The sequence below is a fragment of the Robertmurraya korlensis genome (assembly GCF_023715225.1).
In the GTDB taxonomy this organism is placed as follows: domain Bacteria; phylum Bacillota; class Bacilli; order Bacillales; family Cytobacillaceae; genus Robertmurraya_A.
Genome location: NZ_JAMBNS010000009.1, coordinates 143,025 through 158,565 on the forward strand (window position 1 = coordinate 143,025; position 15,541 = coordinate 158,565).

Here is a 15,541-nt window from a genome sequence, read left to right on the forward strand (position 1 = left end):
ACTTTTTGATATGAAAAAAGGATAGATAAAAAAATCTGCCGAAGTTTTCGGCAGATTTTTTATGCTAGCGATAGTTTGTAAATTGTACTTCTACGGTTAAGTCTGCTTCTTTTACAAGAGCAATAATCTTTTGAAGATCATCTCGATTTTTACCAGTGACGCGAACTTGATCATCTTGAACTTGGCTTTTTACCTTAACACCACTATTTTTTATAATTGTATTAATCTTTTTTGCATTTTCTTTGTCTATTCCTTGAACAAGCTTTGCACGTTGTCTTACTGTGCCGCCAGAAGCCCCTTCAAGCTTTCCATAATCGAGATTACCGATTGGAACTCCACGTTTGATTAATTTACTTAGCAGCACATCTTTAAGTTGATCTAGTTTATACTCGTCATCAGAAATAAGGACTAATTCTTCCTTATCGAGTGATACTTCACTCTTACTACCTTTAAAATCATAGCGGGTAGATATTTCTTTCATCGTTTGTGTAATGGCATTTGTTACTTCTGAAAAATCAACCTTTGATACAATATCGAATGAACTTTCTTTAGACATATAAGCCTCCTACAATTAAAAAAATTTTATGTATCTTTTATTCAGATTCCCTTTATGGGTACATTATAGTAAAATATAGCAGTTCAAACAACTTTCTCGCCGTTTTATAAACGATAGATAAGGTTAATGTATAGATATAGATAAATTTTAGGAGGTAGTGTATGTCACTAACTGATTACATTGGACAAGTCACAACCCTTACGGTAGCAAGGCAGGCTGCGTTTGGATACTTTTTAACTGATGGGGAGGAAGACGTTCTTTTACATGAAAATGAAATGGTTGAAAATGTAGAATTAACGGAGGACCAAGAAATTGAGGTTTTCCTTTATATCGACTCTCGTGATCGTATTACAGCAACCACATACATACCAGAAGTTCAAGTCGGCAAGTACGGCTGGGCAAAGGTGGTCGAAGTTAAGCCTGGAATTGGTGTGTTCCTTGATATTGGTATAAAAAAGGATGTGTTACTAGGAGAAGAGGACCTTCCTGTACATACATCTGTTTGGCCAAATGTGGATGATCTTTTATATATCTCACTTCGTGTAAATAAAAATAACCGAATTTATGTGAAAGCTGCTACAGATCCTATTATTACTGATATTAGTATTAACGCGTCATCAAAGGACTTTAATAAAAATATCCAAGGTCATGTATACAGAACGGCTAAGGTTGGTACTTGGGTCTATACGGTAGAAGGTTTTAAAGGTTTTGTTCACGAGTCCCAGAGGAAAGTCGAGCCTAGACTTGGCGAGAAAGTAGAAGGTAGAATCATTGATGTAAAAGAAGATGGAACCGTTAATATCTCTTTAATTCCTCGTAAACAGGAAGCACTCGATGAGGATGCAAATAAGATTTATGAGTATCTTCTGCTTAGAAATGGCGCAATGCCTTATAGTGATAAGAGTATGCCAGAAGACATTCAAGAACGATTTGGATTAAGCAAAGCTGCTTTTAAGCGTGCATTAGGAAAATTGATGAAGAATGGGTTAGTTTATCAAGAGGATTTCTGGACATATAAAAAAGAAGAAAAAAATGACGTGGAGTAACCACGTCATTTTTCTATTACAAGTGATCTGTCTTTTTCGAAAATGATTTTTTTCCTGCTGTTCTGTTCTTTTCTTCTAACATGTTTTTCTCATGTCTGCGTGCATTTTTGTCTTGTGCTTTTTTATCATTATCTGAAGTATGTGGCATAACAATCCCCTTTCCTTGATAAAACATTCTACCTCATAATACAAGGCTTCTCATAGTTTCTGTTGGAAAAAGAGAAGTATGCAAGTTACGAATGAAGCTTGTTTTGAAAGAATATGGCAATCGTTCCTGGTCCTGTATGTGAGCCAATGGCAGCCCCAATATCTGAGATATAAACATCTTGAGGTGAAAACTCTTCGATGATCATGGTTCTCATTTCTTCCGCGGTTGCTTTGTCATCGGCATGACTAATTCCGATCACTTGCTTATCTAAAGAAATTCCACGTTCTTTCATGACTTCAATGATACGGCGCATTAATTTTTTCTTGCCACGTATTTTCTCGATAGGGACGAGTTTCCCATCTTCCACATTTAAGAGCGGCTTAATATTTAATAAACCACCAACGAAAGCAGAAGCCTTAGAAACCCTTCCGCCTTTAGCTAAATGGTCAAGATCATCAACAGAAAAAAGATGCTCCATATGCTTACAGAGAAATTCTGAAGACTCTATAACTTGTTCCTTAGTAGCACCATTTTTTATGAGTTTGGCTGCCTTCATAACAACCAACCCGCACCCAAGTGAGGCACATTTTGAGTCAATAATGGTCAAGTCGAGATCAGGATATTGTTCTTTCACTTGGTCACGTATCATCACCGCTGTTGAATACGTTCCTGATAATTCGGAAGAAAAAGCGATGTATAGACCAGGTTCTTTGTTGATGGCGAGCTCGGTAAAGTGTTTTTCAAATACAGAAGGAGACACCTGTGATGTTTTGGGAAGGTCTCCGTTTCGAATGGACTCATAAACCGTTTCGGGGTTGATTGTTAGTAAATCTTCGAACTCCTGCTCCTTTACATGTACCTTTAGCGGTAACATGGTTACATGATGTTCAGCAAAAAAGTTAAGCGGCAAATCGCTAGCAGAATCAGCCATTAATTTAATCGACATGCCTATCACACTCCAATAACTATGTAATCTTATCTTTAGTTTAAAGAAATAATAAGCGAATTACAATTAAATGCAGGGGAGTTTGCTCATAATAGGAAAAATAGAGTTTTCGAGGAGGGGAAAGTCATTGATTTATCTGCATGCAAAAAAAATAATCATTGTAACCATCGGAGCGATATTAAATGCAGTGGCAATGAATTATTTCTTAATCCCGGCTAATGTGTACTCCAGTGGTTTTGTGGGAGTAGCGCAGCTATTGTCTAGTGTATTTGGAAATTTCATGACAACTGGGGTTTGGTTATTTATTCTTAATCTTCCTGTGACCATTTTAGCCTGGAAAAAGGTAGGTCGATCGTTCACTATTTACAGTTTTATTAGTGTATTTCTGATGTCTTTTTTCTTAGAAATCGTCCCAATCATTAATGTTTCTAAGGATATTTTACTGAATGCGGTTTTTGGAGGAGTAATTGCGGCTGTTGGAACCGGGATTACCTTAAAATGGGGAGCGTCTACAGGAGGAATGGATATTGTCGCGATGGTTTTATCGAGAATGAAGGATAAACCCGTTGGAACCTATTTCTTTATTTTGAATGGTGCAATCATTGTGACCGCAGGTTTTTTATACGGATGGGAAAAGGCCTTATACACGCTAGTCACTTTATATGTATCCACAAGGGTAATAGACACCATTCACACTCGTCATGAAAAGCTGACCGCCATGATTATTACTAAAAAATCGGATGAAATGAAACAAGCCATTCATTCAAAGCTTGTTCGAGGTATTACAACTGTACCTGCAAAGGGTGCATTTACAAATGAAAATAAAGAAATGCTAATAACAGTCATTACTCGATACGAATTATTTGATCTCGAACGAATCATTAAGTCAGTTGACCCGAATGCCTTTACTAATATCGTTCAAACAGCAGGAATCTTTGGTTTCTTTCGAAAAGAATAACATTAGGAGGGAAAATCATGAAAAAAATTTTTATTATAATTACCATCATGTTTATGTTCATTCCATCAATGGGCTATGCAAAAGAAGAATCTGCTTTTAAAAATATTGTCGTAGATGGGGGGAGTGGAAATTACAAAGTACGAGGGGATGCTCATATTGGTAAAGATTATTTTTATTATTCCGTAGAAGACGGACATACACAATTTATCGAGGAATCCAAAATTCAAACGGGTAAAGCCTTTGGTGACGCTTATCCTTTTGTTATTACTGTCACCATCCCAAAGGGGAAGCTTCCGAAAAATGGAACCTTGATTATGAATTTATATACAAAGTCCGAAAAAGGTGACATCCAACAATCACACCCAGTCGTTTTAGAGGTGTTTGAATAAAAGAGAAGGCTGACGATTACGTCAGCCTTCCTTTTTATATATCTAGCTCGTTTTGCATTTCTCGCAGCTGTGCCTGTTCAGCTACAGTGGAGTTAGCATATGCAGAAGATAAAGCATTTTTGGCTCGTGATATCGCTTCATACTGGCCGCTTCCCGTTGCGTTTTTGGCAAGGTCAACTGCTTTTCTGGCTTCAATAAATAGCCTGTTTCCCATTATATTCCACCAAGTGATGATTCTTTCACATTTGCCATTTTTTGTGCTTCTGCTTCTGCATACGTTGTGTGATATGGGATACGATCGTCATGCTTGGATACTGCATCTACACCTTGTTGTACAAAGCGTTTTGATTTATTGCGTTTACCCATTGCAAATCCCTCCATATCCGAGCTATTTTGAAGTAACAGACTTGCTACCTCAAGAGTTAGTATGCTCACTAAATGGCTCGCTTACTAGAATAAAAAATGGGAGGGTTTGTATATATTGTTACAATGCTTTTAGGTTTAAATAATCATTTAAGTAGATAGCAATTCCATCTTCCTCGTTAGTAAGTGTAACCTCATTAGCTAGGGTTTTTAGTTGTTCAATGCCATTGCCCATTGCTACTCCACGACCAGCATACTCAATCATTTCAAAATCATTATCCTCGTCACCAAATGCAATAATTCTTTCCTTTGGTATATGTAGAAACTCTGATACCTTTTTTAAGCCAACCGCTTTGTTCAAACCTGATTTCACAATTTCAATCACATGCCATGGATCAGCCCAACGACGATGATCAATAACTTCTGCATGCACATCTGATAAATGCTTGCGGATTTCCTGTACCTTCTCTTCTTCGGTGTGTATGAGCATACTAGTAGGTGACTCTTTTAAGAACCTTCGTAAATCACCGGTTGTAATATTCGGTTTTCCTAAACCAAATATGTCTAAAAGTTTTTCATCATGATAATGGAAATACACATCATCAATGACTTCAGCAATAATATTGTGAAAGGAAAAAGAATCGAGTGCCTCAACAATATCCTTTGCCACTTCAATATCTAATGGGGTATGATACGCTCCCCATTGGCTAGAACGGGGATGGTGAATAAATGCTCCGTTAAAATTTACAATTGGAGTGGTAAGGTCTAATTCATGGTAATACATTTCACTTGAGCGGAATGGTCTTCCCGTTGCAATCATAATCTCATGTCCTTGTTCTCGGGCGCTATTAAGGACTTTTTTCGTTTTTTCAGAAATGGTCTTATCGTCTTTTAATAAAGTACCATCAAGGTCTAAAGCAATTAAATGTTTTTCTCTCATGTCTATCCCTCGATTCATGACGTAGTAGGTTAAGTGTAAACCTTTAGGAAAATACTTGTCCACATGATAAACTAAAATATAGAAATTCTTAATAAATGAATGTTGTACATATTCTTATGTTAACAATATTGCTTCCCTTCTGTAAAAAAATTCAACTTATTAATGGAGGTTTTCTTTTTGATTTCTGTTGAAAATAAACAAATAGGGGAGATTCCATTATTACATTTGGCTCGTGCGAACCTTTTTGATAAGAAGCTCCCTCTCGTGATTTTTATACATGGATTTATGAGTGCAAAGGAACATAATTTACATTATGCCTATTTACTGGCTGAAAAAGGGTTTCGTGTGTTACTACCAGACTGTCTGTATCATGGGGAGAGACGATCGGAAGAAACCAGTTCCCATTTGCAGTTTCATTTTTGGGAAATTGTTTTACAAACCATTTCAGACCTGAATGATCTGAAAAAGTACTATGAAGATAAACAGTTAATTGATTCTGAAAAGATTGGTGTTGTTGGAACATCAATGGGAGGAATTGTTACTCTAGGTGCGTTAACACAATATTCATGGATTCATTCAGCTGTTAGCCTCATGGGTATGCCTTATTATGAAATGCTTGCTAAAGCGCAAATTGCAGAGCTCAAGAATCAAGGAAAAGAACTGCCAATGGAGCAGTCAGCTATTAATGAATTATTTGATCGTCTTCGAGAAAGAGATTTAAGCCTGCAACCGGAAAAATTAATGGGAAGACCACTTTTATTTTGGCATGGAAAAAGGGACAATATTGTTCCGTATTCATATGCGTTTGATTATTATGAAAGCATTAAGAAACATTATCAACAAACGCCTCAGTTACTACAGTTTATAAGTGATGAAAAGGCCGATCATAAGGTTAGTAGAGAAGGGCTATTAAAAACCGTTGAGTGGTTTGAAAAGCATTTACTTTCATCAAGTATGATGTACGTCACTTCAGCAGAAAAATAATCATTATATTATAACTTATGTAAACCATTTTGTTATCATGTAAATAGAGTTGAACTTTAAGGAGTGATTATAATGGATCAAGATTTAAAAGATAGTATTATGGGGGCTTTGGAATTAGTTGTTGACCCAGAGCTTGGAATAGATATTGTGAACCTTGGCCTTGTTTATGATATTGAGATGGACGAAGAAGGGACAACGACCATTACAATGACATTAACTTCAATGGGTTGTCCGTTAGCTGGTGCTATAGTGGAAAATGTAAAAGAAGCTCTAAGTGATATCCCTGAAGTAAAGAAGACAGAAGTAAATATCGTCTGGAGCCCACCGTGGTCTAAAGAAAGAATGTCAAGATACGCAAAGATTGCGCTTGGAATTCGATAGGACTTAAAGCTAATCGCTGATGCGGTTAGCTTTTTTATATAACAAAAAAGTTTCTTAATTATATGATTGTGTGAGCTAGTTCACTTATTTCAGGAGAAGATCCCTATACAATGAATGTAATGATTTTAAAGTTGTGCTTTGTCAGGAGGTCCTCATTGTGATTGTCAGTCGAGACTTTAACAAAGATCCGTTTATTGTTATCTGGGAGTTAACGAGAGCTTGTCAGCTTAAATGCCTTCACTGCCGTGCAGAAGCACAGTATAAAACAGATCCAAGGGAATTAACCTTGGAAGAAGGTAAAAGGTTAATAGATGAAATTTATGAAATGAATAATCCCATGCTCGTATTTACAGGCGGAGATCCGCTTTTGAGAAAAGACGTATTTGATATTGCCGAATATGCTGTAAAAAAAGGTGTACGCGTTTCGATGACACCAAGTGCCACACCAAATGTTACGAAAGAGTCAATCGAAAAAGCCAAGGAGGTAGGTCTTTCACGTTGGGCCTTTAGTTTAGACGGTCCGACAGCTGAAATTCATGACCATTTTCGTGGCACTGCAGGCTCTTTTGATTTAACCGTAGAAAGAATTCAGTACCTCCATGAACTTGAAATACCGATTCAAATCAACACGGTGATCTCTCGCTATAATCATGAATACCTTGACGAGATGGCAGCACTTGTTGAGAAACTACAATGTGTTTTGTGGAGTGTCTTTTTCTTAGTACCAACCGGTAGAGGGCAAGAAAAAGATATGATTTCTCCTGTAGAGCATGAAAAAGTATTTATCTGGCTGCAGGAGCTGAGCAAACGCGTACCTTTTGATATAAAAACGACAGCTGCTCAACATTATCGACGTGTGTTTATTCAGCAAAAAATGAAAGAAGAGAAGAAAAAGGAAAATATATCTTATTTGGATGCCTTAACTAGGCAGGGCTTAACAGGAAGTATTGATGGATTAGGTAGAGCTCCCAAGGGGGTTAATGACGGGAATGGCTTTGTATTTATTTCTCATATCGGTGATGTGTACCCGAGTGGTCTGTTACCAATAAAAGCGGGGAATGTGCGTGAGCAGCCGTTAGCCGAGATTTACAGAGAGTCACCGATTTTTAAGGACTTAAGGAATCCTGATAAATATAAAGGCAAGTGTGGCGTATGTGAGTTCAGATATGTATGCGGTGGCTCACGCTCAAGAGCTTATGCCATGACAGGCGATTACCTAGAAAGTGAACCATTCTGTGTTTACGTGCCAAAGGCTTTAAGATCAAAGAAAGCATAATAATAAGAGTGCAGAAATCCCTGCACTCCGATTTATTCAATACTACAATAAACCTTTGGACAATTTTCACAACCAATTTCATCTCTTAAATATTGTAGATTATGAACGATGATTTTACTTTTTTTGATAGAAATAATTTTCTCTTTTTTTAGTTCATTTAAGATGCGATTGGTACTTTCACGGGAAGTTCCACAAAAATTGGCAAGTTCTTGATTGGTTAGTGGAAGATCAATAAGGATCCCGTTTTGTACCTCTACACCATAACTGTTCGTCATTCGGATCAGAGTCGAGTATAATGCGCCTTTCTTTCCGTTTAAAACGAGATCACGGAATTTTGTTTGCGTTTTTCTAAAATGATCGCTCATCCATTTTAGAAATTCTAGGGCAAGAGTACTGTTTCGAAAGATTTCTCTTTCAAGGACATCTTTATTAATTGCAGCAATTTCTGCATCTTCAAGTACCCTAGCACTAAGCAAATATTTAGGGGAATGAGTGAAAAGTGTGAGTTCTCCACAAATATCATTTTTACCGCAAATCCTTAATGACAGCTCCCTGCCATCGGATGTAATTTTACTAATCTGTACCTTCCCTGACAGAATGACGTACATTTCCTCTGCTTCCATTCCTTCTTGAAAGATAAAAGTATTCTTTTCTCCAATAAAACGGCGGTCAGCCAGATGAAGAAGTTCTTTTATCTCTATTGAATGAGTTTCTTTTACAACTGCTGACATCCAGATTCACCCTTTTTTAGACAGTAATAATTCTATCATCTACAATGAGGGCAATAAGAATCGTTGTCAATAACTTCACGAATGATGTAACAATATGTTCACGTTTAATAAAATAGTTATGTTGTAAAGTAGTTTAACGTTATAATAAAATAAACTACAATGCATGCAAGATACTCTTGCGATGGAGTTGATTATCATGAATAAAATTACTGATCAATTAAACCGTCCGTTACGAGATTTAAGAATATCGGTTATCGATCGATGCAATTTCCGGTGTCAGTACTGCATGCCAGCAGAGGTGTTCGGTCCCGACTTTGCATTTTTACCTAGAAATGAATTACTTAGCTATGAAGAAATTGAGCGTTTGGCTCATATATTTGTGGGTCTTGGAGTGGAAAAAATACGGCTCACAGGTGGCGAGCCTCTACTTCGAAAACAGCTTCCCTTGCTAGTTGAGAAGCTCTCCAAAATAAAGGGCTTAAAGGATATTGGCTTAACAACGAACGGTGTTCTTTTGCCAAAGTATGCCAAGGAATTAAAGGATGCTGGTCTAAAGAGGGTAAATGTAAGCCTTGATAGCTTGAATGACGAGCTATTTGGTGAGATTAATGGTCGTGGTGTGAAAACGGGACCTGTAATTGAAGGAATTCATGCGGCCCAAAAAGCAGGGCTTGGTGTGAAACTGAATATGGTTGTTAAAAAGGGATTAAATGATCAAGAGATTGTTCCTATGGCACAATTTTGTAAAGATAATGGACTTCAACTCCGTTTTATTGAATACATGGATGTTGGTAGTACAAACGGATGGAAAATGGATGACGTTGTGACCAAAAAGGAAATTTATGAACGATTGAAAGAGCATTATTTGTTAGAGCCTGTTGATCCCGATTATTTTGGGGAGGTTGCTAAGCGATATCGCTACAAGGGTTCAAACATAGATGTCGGATTTATTACTTCTGTTTCTGAGTCGTTTTGCTCTAGCTGTACTCGTTCGAGGCTTTCGGCTAATGGACAGCTTTTTACTTGTTTGTTTAATGGGAACGGACACGATATTCGTGACTTTATGAGAAGCGGTGTGTCTGATTCGGAAATTGAACAAAGAATCACTGATATTTGGAATCGAAGAAATGATCGTTATTCGGATGAAAGAACGGAAGAAACGATAGCAAATAGAAAGAAAATAGAAATGTCCTATATTGGAGGATAAATAAAAACTACTTCTGGTGAAGAAGTAGTTTTTGTTTTTCTTATGCGATGTATCTAGGGAACAATATATTGTTTTCTAGGTGAACGTGCATAAATGTTTGTTCTTCTAATAATTCAAGTCTTTTGTATACAAGACGATACGTGCCACATGCATCCATTGGTGGTTGGAAGTCGGAGGTAATGTCTCTTAATTCCTTTAAGATAGCTCCAGCATGATCATGTTCTTTTTCTAATTCTCTTATTTCTTTAATCATTTCGTTACGAGTATCGCCAGTAATAGTTTCAAGCTTTTGCAGCATCGGAAATACGAGTTCTTCTTCTTTTGCTGTGTGCTCTAGTAATTCCTTTTTTAGTTCGTAAAATAGTTCGTATACCTTTAACAACTCTGGGCGATGTCCCCCATGAACCTTTGCTACCTTTGTAACGTAAGGGCTTAAGTTAGCGAGTTCTTCTTCTAAAGGACGGTGATAATGTTCAATCACATGGTTAATAATTACATCAGATGCTGAATCTGTCCATACTGATACATCTTCTTTAGAACCTTTATACGTATCAAAAAGCTGTTGAAGCTCTTGAATTATTTCACTAGCATCTACTGATTTTTCAGAAGCGGCTTGGTCTAATGGAATGTTCCCACCACAGCAAAAATCAATTCGGTTTCTCTTAAATACGTCGGCTGCTTTTGGAAATTCATTTACTATATCTTTTACTAATGAGTCCGTTTGAAATGGATATGTCATTTTCATTGCCCTCCAAAAAATACGTTTTATTTACAAATTAAGAATATATGATTTTGTCTTACTTTAAGGTGATGTGAATCACACTTTCAAAGAAATGTTTTCTATTTTCTTCAAAATGTTATGAGAATTGCGCTAAAATAAGTTATTAAGTGATGTTTGTCCTGTTTTATTTGTTATTTGGATGTTTATAATTACACAGGTGAACAGAGGACCTTACCATTTAGGAGTTGATTTCATTGGTCGAAAAAAGAACGCCAATACAAATTGGTGAAGCAGTAAAGAAAGTGATGTCGTATTTCTTACCCGGCAAACAAGAATTCGTTTCTATAAACGAGAGTTATGGCCGATTCCTTTCAGAGGATTTAGTCGCAACGTCAGATGTTCCCCACTTCAATCGTTCTCCTTATGATGGTTTTGCAATTCGTTCGGTTGATTCAGCTGATGCTTCGCTTTCCAATCCTGTTGAATTCGAAGTGGTTGATCATATTGGTGCAGGATACGTTTCGAATAAGGAAGTCGGTGAATTCCAGGCAGTTCGCATTATGACAGGTGCACAAATGCCTATGAATTGTGACGCAGTTGTCATGTTAGAACTCGCCAAAACGAGTGAAAAGAACGGAAATTCATATATGTCCATAAAGCGATCTTATAAACCGGGAGATAATGTTTCTTTCGCTGGAGAGGATGCGAAAAAGGGAGAAGTTCTTGTAAAAAGAGGAACAAAAATCAATCCCGGAATTCAAGCGATGCTTGCAACATTTGGTTATAAGGACGTGCCTGTTGCTAAAAAACCTGTCATTGGATTATTTGCTACAGGTACAGAATTACTTGAGGTAGAGGATGAATTACAGCCGGGGAAAATTCGAAACTCAAATACCCATATGATTATTGCTCAAATCGAGCGTTCTGGGGCAGAAGCAAGGTATTTCGGAAAACTTCCTGACGATTTTGAATTATGTTATGAATCGATTAAAAGTGCCATAGAAGAGGTTGATTTATTGATCACTACTGGTGGTGTTTCGGTTGGGGATTTCGATTATTTGCCTCAAATATATAAAAAGTTGGGGGCGGATGTCCTTTTTAATAAAGTAGCTATGAGACCTGGAAGTGTTACCACAGTTGCACATTTAAATGGGAAAATTTTATTTGGGTTATCTGGGAATCCTTCTGCTTGTTATGTCGGATTTGAGTTATTTGCGAGACCAATCATTCGTACCATGCTCTATTGTCCGAAGCCACATTTAAGAAGAGAAAAAGCCGTTTTAGAAGTTGATTTTCCAAAAGCAAATCCGTTTACTCGTTTTGTGAGGAGCAAAGTTACCATCTCGGATGGAAAGCTAGTAGCTGCACCTAGTGGAGTAGACAAATCAAATATCGTAATGAGTTTGGCAGGTGCCAATTCATTTATAATCCTACCAGGTGGAACAAGAGGATTTGAAGCTCAAACGGTTGTGGATGTCTTGTTGTTAGAAGATCATGAAGGTAGCGAATGGCCGTGGTGAAACCAGTCATTGTGCAAGTAGTGGGTTTTCAAAATAGTGGGAAAACAACATTTGTTAAAAAACTACTACAAGAATTATCCAAGCACAAAATAAATGTAGCTACAATAAAGCATCATGGGCATGGTGGTAAACCTGACGTAGTTGAAAAAAAGGACTCTTCGGAGCATATACATTCTGGTGCCTTTGCCTCATTAGTTGAGGGAGAGGGAAGGCTCCTTCTTCAAGTAGAGAAAGATAAATGGAATGTACAAGAACAGATTCATATTTTATGTACCATGAATCCAGAGGTTATCCTAATAGAAGGGCATAAAAATGAAACATATGATAAAATTGTACTTTTAAGAAATAAAGAAGATTTTGATGCACTTAAAAGTTTAGAGAATGTGATGGCTTTTGTGAGCTGCGAACCGATACATATAAATACGAGTGTTCCTATTTGGAACAAAAACGAAACAATATCCTTGCTTGTGCAATATATAAATGAAAAAAGAAATTAAGGAAACTGCAAAGTGTGAAAATGCTTTGCAGTTTTTTGTTCTGTGATTCAATTCACTTACTAACACTCTTCATTCTTTTATAGTATAAGTAGCTACAACATTAGGAGTGAGGACAATGAAATTATTTTTACCAAAACAGCATGGCGCATGGGCGATGTTAATCATCCCTTTTTGGTTAGGTGTGATTGCTTCTAACTTCCTTTGGCAGCATATCCCTTTCTTTTTAGGCTGGATACTACTATATTTAGCGACATATCCGATGTTACTTTTATTTAAAAGAAAGAAACTCTCATTGTATAAAAAATGGACAGTTATCTACCTGTTACCGGCATTGTTTTTTTTGCTAGTCCCTTTATTTACTAGGCCTTCTATTATTCTTTTTGGACTGATCATGATCCCATTTTTTTGCATAAATGCGTATTTTTCAAGCAAGAACAATGATCGTGCACTAACGAATGATTTAAGTGCCATTATCGTATTTGCAATTGCTGGCTTAGCGAGTAGCTTTTTAGGAGAGGGAGAAATTAGTTTCAACGCGTGGCTTGCCTTTTTCTCTTCTATTCTCTTTTTTACAGGAAGTACATTCTATGTCAAAACGATGATTCGCGAGAAAAAGAGTGAATTATACAAACAAATTTCTTGGGGATATCATTTGTTGGTGGTCATACTTTGGGTGATTGTTGGTTATTGGATCTTTGCATTAGCGAGCTTGCCAAGCTTGCTTAGAGCCATTTTCTTTTATGGGAAGCCTTATTCAGCAAAAAAAGTAGGGATTTTGGAGATTGTAAATGCAGTTTTATTTTTTGGAATGATGGCAGTTGCTTTACTAGTACCATAAATAAAAGCACTCGGTTTGTCATCTGCCGAGTGCTTTTAATCAATTTTACAAATATCAATTGGACAATCTTCACAATCAATTTCATCTCTTAAGAACGTTAAATTATGGATAGTAATAATTCCCTTATCAATGGAGATGATGTTATTCTTCCGTAATTCACTTAACAAGCGATTGGCAACTTCTCTGGATGTTCCACAAAAATTAGCAATCTCTTGGTTGGTCAAGGGTTGATCTATGACAATGCCATGTTCACGAACAATTCCATAACTATTACATAAACGAATGAGGGTGGAGTACAATGCCCCTTTTTTACCGTGAAGAATAAGGTCTCTAAATTTAGTTTGGTTTCTCCTATGCTGTCCGTTTAACCATTTCATAAATTGCAAAGATAATGCATGGTCGTTGCTAAGCCTTTCCTCTAAATCACCCTTATGAATGACCGCAACTTCACCATCTTCTACAATCTTTGCGTCCAACATGTACTTAGGTGAAGCACAAAACAATGGAATCTCCCCAATAAGCTCTCCAGTAGAGCACATTCGAATCGTCAGTTCTCTTCCATCTGGGACCATTTTGCTGATTTGAATCTTTCCTTTAAGAACGACAAATAACTCCTCAGCCTTTTGGCCTTCTTGAAATAAATAATTTCCTTTTTCAATCTTACGTGTATACCTTGCCACTTGTATAAAATCTTGTAGATTTATGGAAGTATTCATGGAGATGTCACCGCCTGACGGCTTTGCTAGCCACTTTAATTAACTAGTCTAACTGTAAAAAGAAAAATCAATTTCGTCAACCTTAAAACCTCCCAATACGAGTAATTGTTTATACAGATTTTTTGTTAGAAGTACTAACATTAAAAATAATCTAAAAAAAATGAAAATAGTTTAAAAAATTGGTTGATTTTATTGTTAGCTATTTTTATAATAAGGTACATTAAAACTTATAAAAATTAAATCGAATGATTAAATATGCAAAGATATTCAGGAAGGGGCAAGGAATGAAAGTATCAATTATCGGAACAACTGGATATGGTGGAGTTGAGTTGCTCCGTATATTGCACTCACACCCTGAATTCGACATACATTCCATTCATTCAACAAAAGAAGAAGTGGCCATTTCAGATGAATATCCACATCTTTATGGAATTATTGATAAGAAAATGAGCAGCATTGATGCTGATAAAATTGCCGAAGAAAGTGATTTAGTCTTTTTTGCTACTCCATCAGGGGTCTCCTCAAGTCTCGTTGATCAATTTATTGGAAAAGATATTAAGGTCATTGACCTATCAGGGGATTTAAGGTTAAAGGTTTCTTCTGATTATATAAAGTGGTATAAAAAAACACCCGCAAATGCGACCATCGTAGATGAAGCTGTATATGGATTAAGCGAATGGAATAAAGAGCAGGTAAAAGCGGCTAATTGGGTTGCCAATCCCGGATGCTATCCAACAGCTACTTTACTTGGGTTAGCACCTGTTGTAAAGGAAGGATTAATTGACCCAAGGAGTATCATTGTTGATGCGAAATCAGGAACCTCTGGGGCAGGGAGAGCAGCGAGTCGATCAACATTATATGCAGAGGTAAATGAGAATTTTAAAATTTACAAGGTGAATGAACATCAGCATATTCCTGAAATTGAGCAACAATTAATGCTTTGGAATAGTGAGATTCAGCCAATTACCTTTAGCACTCATCTTCTTCCGTTAACAAGAGGGATTATGGCCACAATGTATGTCCAGCTTTTAGCAGATTGGGAGACTGAAAGAGTCATAGAGTTATATCAATCGTATTATGAAAATGAGCCGTTTGTCCGAGTAAGACCACAAGGCTATTTTCCATCAGTCAAGGATGTATCAAGCTCGAATTTTTGTGATATAGGTTTACACGTTGATAAGAGAACAAACCGATTAACAATCGTATCGGTAATCGATAATTTAATGAAGGGTGCTGCAGGGCAGGCCGTACAAAATGCAAACATCATGTTTGGTTTGGAGAGTCATTCAGGTTTGAAGTTTATGCCACTGTATCCGTAATAGGA

General features: G+C 36.9%; 20 protein-coding genes. 11 read left to right on the top strand and 9 right to left on the bottom strand.

The features are described 5' to 3' along the window. Positions 1–64: 64 nt before the first annotated feature. Positions 65–556, bottom strand: a complete 492-nt coding sequence (locus M3175_RS16700; RefSeq protein WP_119707212.1) for a YajQ family cyclic di-GMP-binding protein — start codon at positions 554–556, stop codon at positions 65–67. Positions 557–717: 161 nt separating this feature from the next. Here M3175_RS16700 and M3175_RS16705 point away from each other — a divergent pair, with 161 nt between their 5' ends. Beyond that, the gene (locus tag M3175_RS16705; RefSeq protein WP_251521302.1) at positions 718–1,602 is read left to right on the top strand and encodes a CvfB family protein; all 885 of its coding nucleotides are present in this window, start codon (positions 718–720) and stop codon (positions 1,600–1,602) included. A 16-nt stretch (positions 1,603–1,618) separates the two neighbouring features. Here M3175_RS16705 and M3175_RS16710 read toward each other — a convergent pair whose 3' ends face one another. Further along, the gene (locus M3175_RS16710; protein WP_251521599.1) at positions 1,619–1,750 is read right to left on the bottom strand and encodes a DUF3941 domain-containing protein; all 132 of its coding nucleotides are present in this window, start codon (positions 1,748–1,750) and stop codon (positions 1,619–1,621) included. 85 nt (positions 1,751–1,835) lie between these two features. Beyond that, a complete protein-coding gene (locus M3175_RS16715) occupies positions 1,836–2,696 on the bottom strand; it encodes a DegV family protein (RefSeq protein WP_251521305.1) in 861 nt (286 codons plus the stop codon). Positions 2,697–2,823: 127 nt separating this feature from the next. Between M3175_RS16715 and M3175_RS16720 the strand changes: the two genes are divergently transcribed. Both M3175_RS16720 and M3175_RS16725 read left to right on the top strand, forming a co-directional pair. Next, positions 2,824–3,654, top strand: coding sequence for a YitT family protein (locus M3175_RS16720; RefSeq protein WP_251521307.1), 831 nt, complete (start codon positions 2,824–2,826; stop codon positions 3,652–3,654). 17 nt (positions 3,655–3,671) lie between these two features. Then, positions 3,672–4,043: an intracellular proteinase inhibitor gene (locus M3175_RS16725; protein ID WP_251521310.1), complete on the top strand. Its 372-nt coding sequence runs from the start codon at positions 3,672–3,674 to the stop codon at positions 4,041–4,043. Positions 4,044–4,077: 34 nt separating this feature from the next. Here M3175_RS16725 and M3175_RS16730 read toward each other — a convergent pair whose 3' ends face one another. From M3175_RS16730 to M3175_RS16740, 3 genes are all read right to left on the bottom strand, one after another. After that, on the bottom strand, positions 4,078–4,257 hold the full coding sequence (locus M3175_RS16730; RefSeq protein ID WP_119707218.1) for a DUF3813 domain-containing protein: 180 nt from the start codon (positions 4,255–4,257) through the stop codon (positions 4,078–4,080). After that, the gene (locus M3175_RS16735) at positions 4,257–4,409 is read right to left on the bottom strand and encodes a hypothetical protein (protein ID WP_162927704.1); all 153 of its coding nucleotides are present in this window, start codon (positions 4,407–4,409) and stop codon (positions 4,257–4,259) included. Before M3175_RS16735 ends, M3175_RS16730 begins: the two co-directional genes overlap by 1 nt. 118 nt (positions 4,410–4,527) lie before the next feature. Then, positions 4,528–5,346 carry a Cof-type HAD-IIB family hydrolase gene (locus tag M3175_RS16740; protein WP_251521312.1) on the bottom strand — a complete coding sequence of 273 codons (819 nt, stop codon included), beginning with the start codon at positions 5,344–5,346 and terminating at the stop codon, positions 4,528–4,530. A 177-nt stretch (positions 5,347–5,523) separates the two neighbouring features. Between M3175_RS16740 and M3175_RS16745 the strand changes: the two genes are divergently transcribed. The 3 genes from M3175_RS16745 (at position 5,524) to M3175_RS16755 (ending at position 7,987) form a co-directional block, all read left to right on the top strand. After that, positions 5,524–6,330 (top strand): alpha/beta fold hydrolase, encoded by an 807-nt coding sequence (locus M3175_RS16745; protein WP_251521314.1) that lies wholly within the window; start codon positions 5,524–5,526, stop codon positions 6,328–6,330. Between the two features lie 72 nt (positions 6,331–6,402). Then, the gene (locus tag M3175_RS16750) at positions 6,403–6,711 is read left to right on the top strand and encodes a metal-sulfur cluster assembly factor (protein ID WP_251521316.1); all 309 of its coding nucleotides are present in this window, start codon (positions 6,403–6,405) and stop codon (positions 6,709–6,711) included. A gap of 157 nt (positions 6,712–6,868) precedes the next feature. Continuing rightward, positions 6,869–7,987: a TIGR04053 family radical SAM/SPASM domain-containing protein gene (locus tag M3175_RS16755; protein ID WP_251521318.1), complete on the top strand. Its 1,119-nt coding sequence runs from the start codon at positions 6,869–6,871 to the stop codon at positions 7,985–7,987. Positions 7,988–8,019: 32 nt separating this feature from the next. On the opposite strand, the gene M3175_RS16760 is transcribed toward M3175_RS16755, so the two are convergent. Beyond that, positions 8,020–8,718, bottom strand: a complete 699-nt coding sequence (locus M3175_RS16760) for a Crp/Fnr family transcriptional regulator (protein ID WP_251521321.1) — start codon at positions 8,716–8,718, stop codon at positions 8,020–8,022. Between the two features lie 196 nt (positions 8,719–8,914). Here M3175_RS16760 and moaA point away from each other — a divergent pair, with 196 nt between their 5' ends. Then, the gene (gene moaA / locus M3175_RS16765; RefSeq protein WP_251521324.1) at positions 8,915–9,925 is read left to right on the top strand and encodes a GTP 3',8-cyclase MoaA; all 1,011 of its coding nucleotides are present in this window, start codon (positions 8,915–8,917) and stop codon (positions 9,923–9,925) included. 40 nt (positions 9,926–9,965) lie between these two features. On the opposite strand, the gene ric is transcribed toward moaA, so the two are convergent. Then, positions 9,966–10,664 (bottom strand): iron-sulfur cluster repair di-iron protein, encoded by a 699-nt coding sequence (gene ric / locus M3175_RS16770; RefSeq protein WP_251521328.1) that lies wholly within the window; start codon positions 10,662–10,664, stop codon positions 9,966–9,968. 236 nt (positions 10,665–10,900) lie between these two features. Here ric and M3175_RS16775 point away from each other — a divergent pair, with 236 nt between their 5' ends. The 3 genes from M3175_RS16775 (at position 10,901) to M3175_RS16785 (ending at position 13,501) form a co-directional block, all read left to right on the top strand. Continuing rightward, complete coding sequence (locus M3175_RS16775; protein ID WP_251521331.1) at positions 10,901–12,166, top strand: molybdopterin molybdotransferase MoeA; 1,266 nt, start codon at positions 10,901–10,903, stop codon at positions 12,164–12,166. Continuing rightward, positions 12,163–12,663 carry a molybdopterin-guanine dinucleotide biosynthesis protein B gene (gene mobB / locus M3175_RS16780; RefSeq protein WP_251521334.1) on the top strand — a complete coding sequence of 167 codons (501 nt, stop codon included), beginning with the start codon at positions 12,163–12,165 and terminating at the stop codon, positions 12,661–12,663. The genes M3175_RS16775 and mobB overlap by 4 nt, the downstream gene beginning before the upstream one ends. A gap of 115 nt (positions 12,664–12,778) precedes the next feature. Then, positions 12,779–13,501: a YwiC-like family protein gene (locus tag M3175_RS16785; protein WP_251521337.1), complete on the top strand. Its 723-nt coding sequence runs from the start codon at positions 12,779–12,781 to the stop codon at positions 13,499–13,501. 35 nt (positions 13,502–13,536) lie between these two features. On the opposite strand, the gene M3175_RS16790 is transcribed toward M3175_RS16785, so the two are convergent. Then, a complete protein-coding gene (locus M3175_RS16790) occupies positions 13,537–14,217 on the bottom strand; it encodes a Crp/Fnr family transcriptional regulator (RefSeq protein WP_251521339.1) in 681 nt (226 codons plus the stop codon). Positions 14,218–14,501: 284 nt separating this feature from the next. On the opposite strand from M3175_RS16790, the gene argC reads away from it, so the two are divergent. Further along, a complete protein-coding gene (gene argC / locus M3175_RS16795) occupies positions 14,502–15,536 on the top strand; it encodes an N-acetyl-gamma-glutamyl-phosphate reductase (RefSeq protein WP_251521341.1) in 1,035 nt (344 codons plus the stop codon). Positions 15,537–15,541 lie beyond the last annotated feature (5 nt).

Excerpts from the sequence above, each read along its gene's own strand:
- M3175_RS16700 (WP_119707212.1), bottom strand. The coding sequence starts at position 556 with ATGTCTAAAGAAAGTTCATTCGATATTGTATCAAAGGTTGATTTTTCA.
- M3175_RS16705 (WP_251521302.1), top strand. The coding sequence starts at position 718 with ATGTCACTAACTGATTACATTGGACAAGTCACAACCCTTACGGTAGCA.
- M3175_RS16710 (WP_251521599.1), bottom strand. The coding sequence starts at position 1,750 with ATGCCACATACTTCAGATAATGATAAAAAAGCACAAGACAAAAATGCA.
- M3175_RS16715 (WP_251521305.1), bottom strand. The coding sequence starts at position 2,696 with ATGTCGATTAAATTAATGGCTGATTCTGCTAGCGATTTGCCGCTTAAC.
- M3175_RS16725 (WP_251521310.1), top strand. The coding sequence starts at position 3,672 with ATGAAAAAAATTTTTATTATAATTACCATCATGTTTATGTTCATTCCA.
- M3175_RS16730 (WP_119707218.1), bottom strand. The coding sequence starts at position 4,257 with ATGGGAAACAGGCTATTTATTGAAGCCAGAAAAGCAGTTGACCTTGCC.
- M3175_RS16735 (WP_162927704.1), bottom strand. The coding sequence starts at position 4,409 with ATGGGTAAACGCAATAAATCAAAACGCTTTGTACAACAAGGTGTAGAT.
- M3175_RS16740 (WP_251521312.1), bottom strand. The coding sequence starts at position 5,346 with ATGAGAGAAAAACATTTAATTGCTTTAGACCTTGATGGTACTTTATTA.
- M3175_RS16750 (WP_251521316.1), top strand. The coding sequence starts at position 6,403 with ATGGATCAAGATTTAAAAGATAGTATTATGGGGGCTTTGGAATTAGTT.
- M3175_RS16760 (WP_251521321.1), bottom strand. The coding sequence starts at position 8,718 with ATGTCAGCAGTTGTAAAAGAAACTCATTCAATAGAGATAAAAGAACTT.
- moaA (WP_251521324.1), top strand. The coding sequence starts at position 8,915 with ATGAATAAAATTACTGATCAATTAAACCGTCCGTTACGAGATTTAAGA.
- ric (WP_251521328.1), bottom strand. The coding sequence starts at position 10,664 with ATGACATATCCATTTCAAACGGACTCATTAGTAAAAGATATAGTAAAT.
- M3175_RS16785 (WP_251521337.1), top strand. The coding sequence starts at position 12,779 with ATGAAATTATTTTTACCAAAACAGCATGGCGCATGGGCGATGTTAATC.
- M3175_RS16790 (WP_251521339.1), bottom strand. The coding sequence starts at position 14,217 with ATGAATACTTCCATAAATCTACAAGATTTTATACAAGTGGCAAGGTAT.
- argC (WP_251521341.1), top strand. The coding sequence starts at position 14,502 with ATGAAAGTATCAATTATCGGAACAACTGGATATGGTGGAGTTGAGTTG.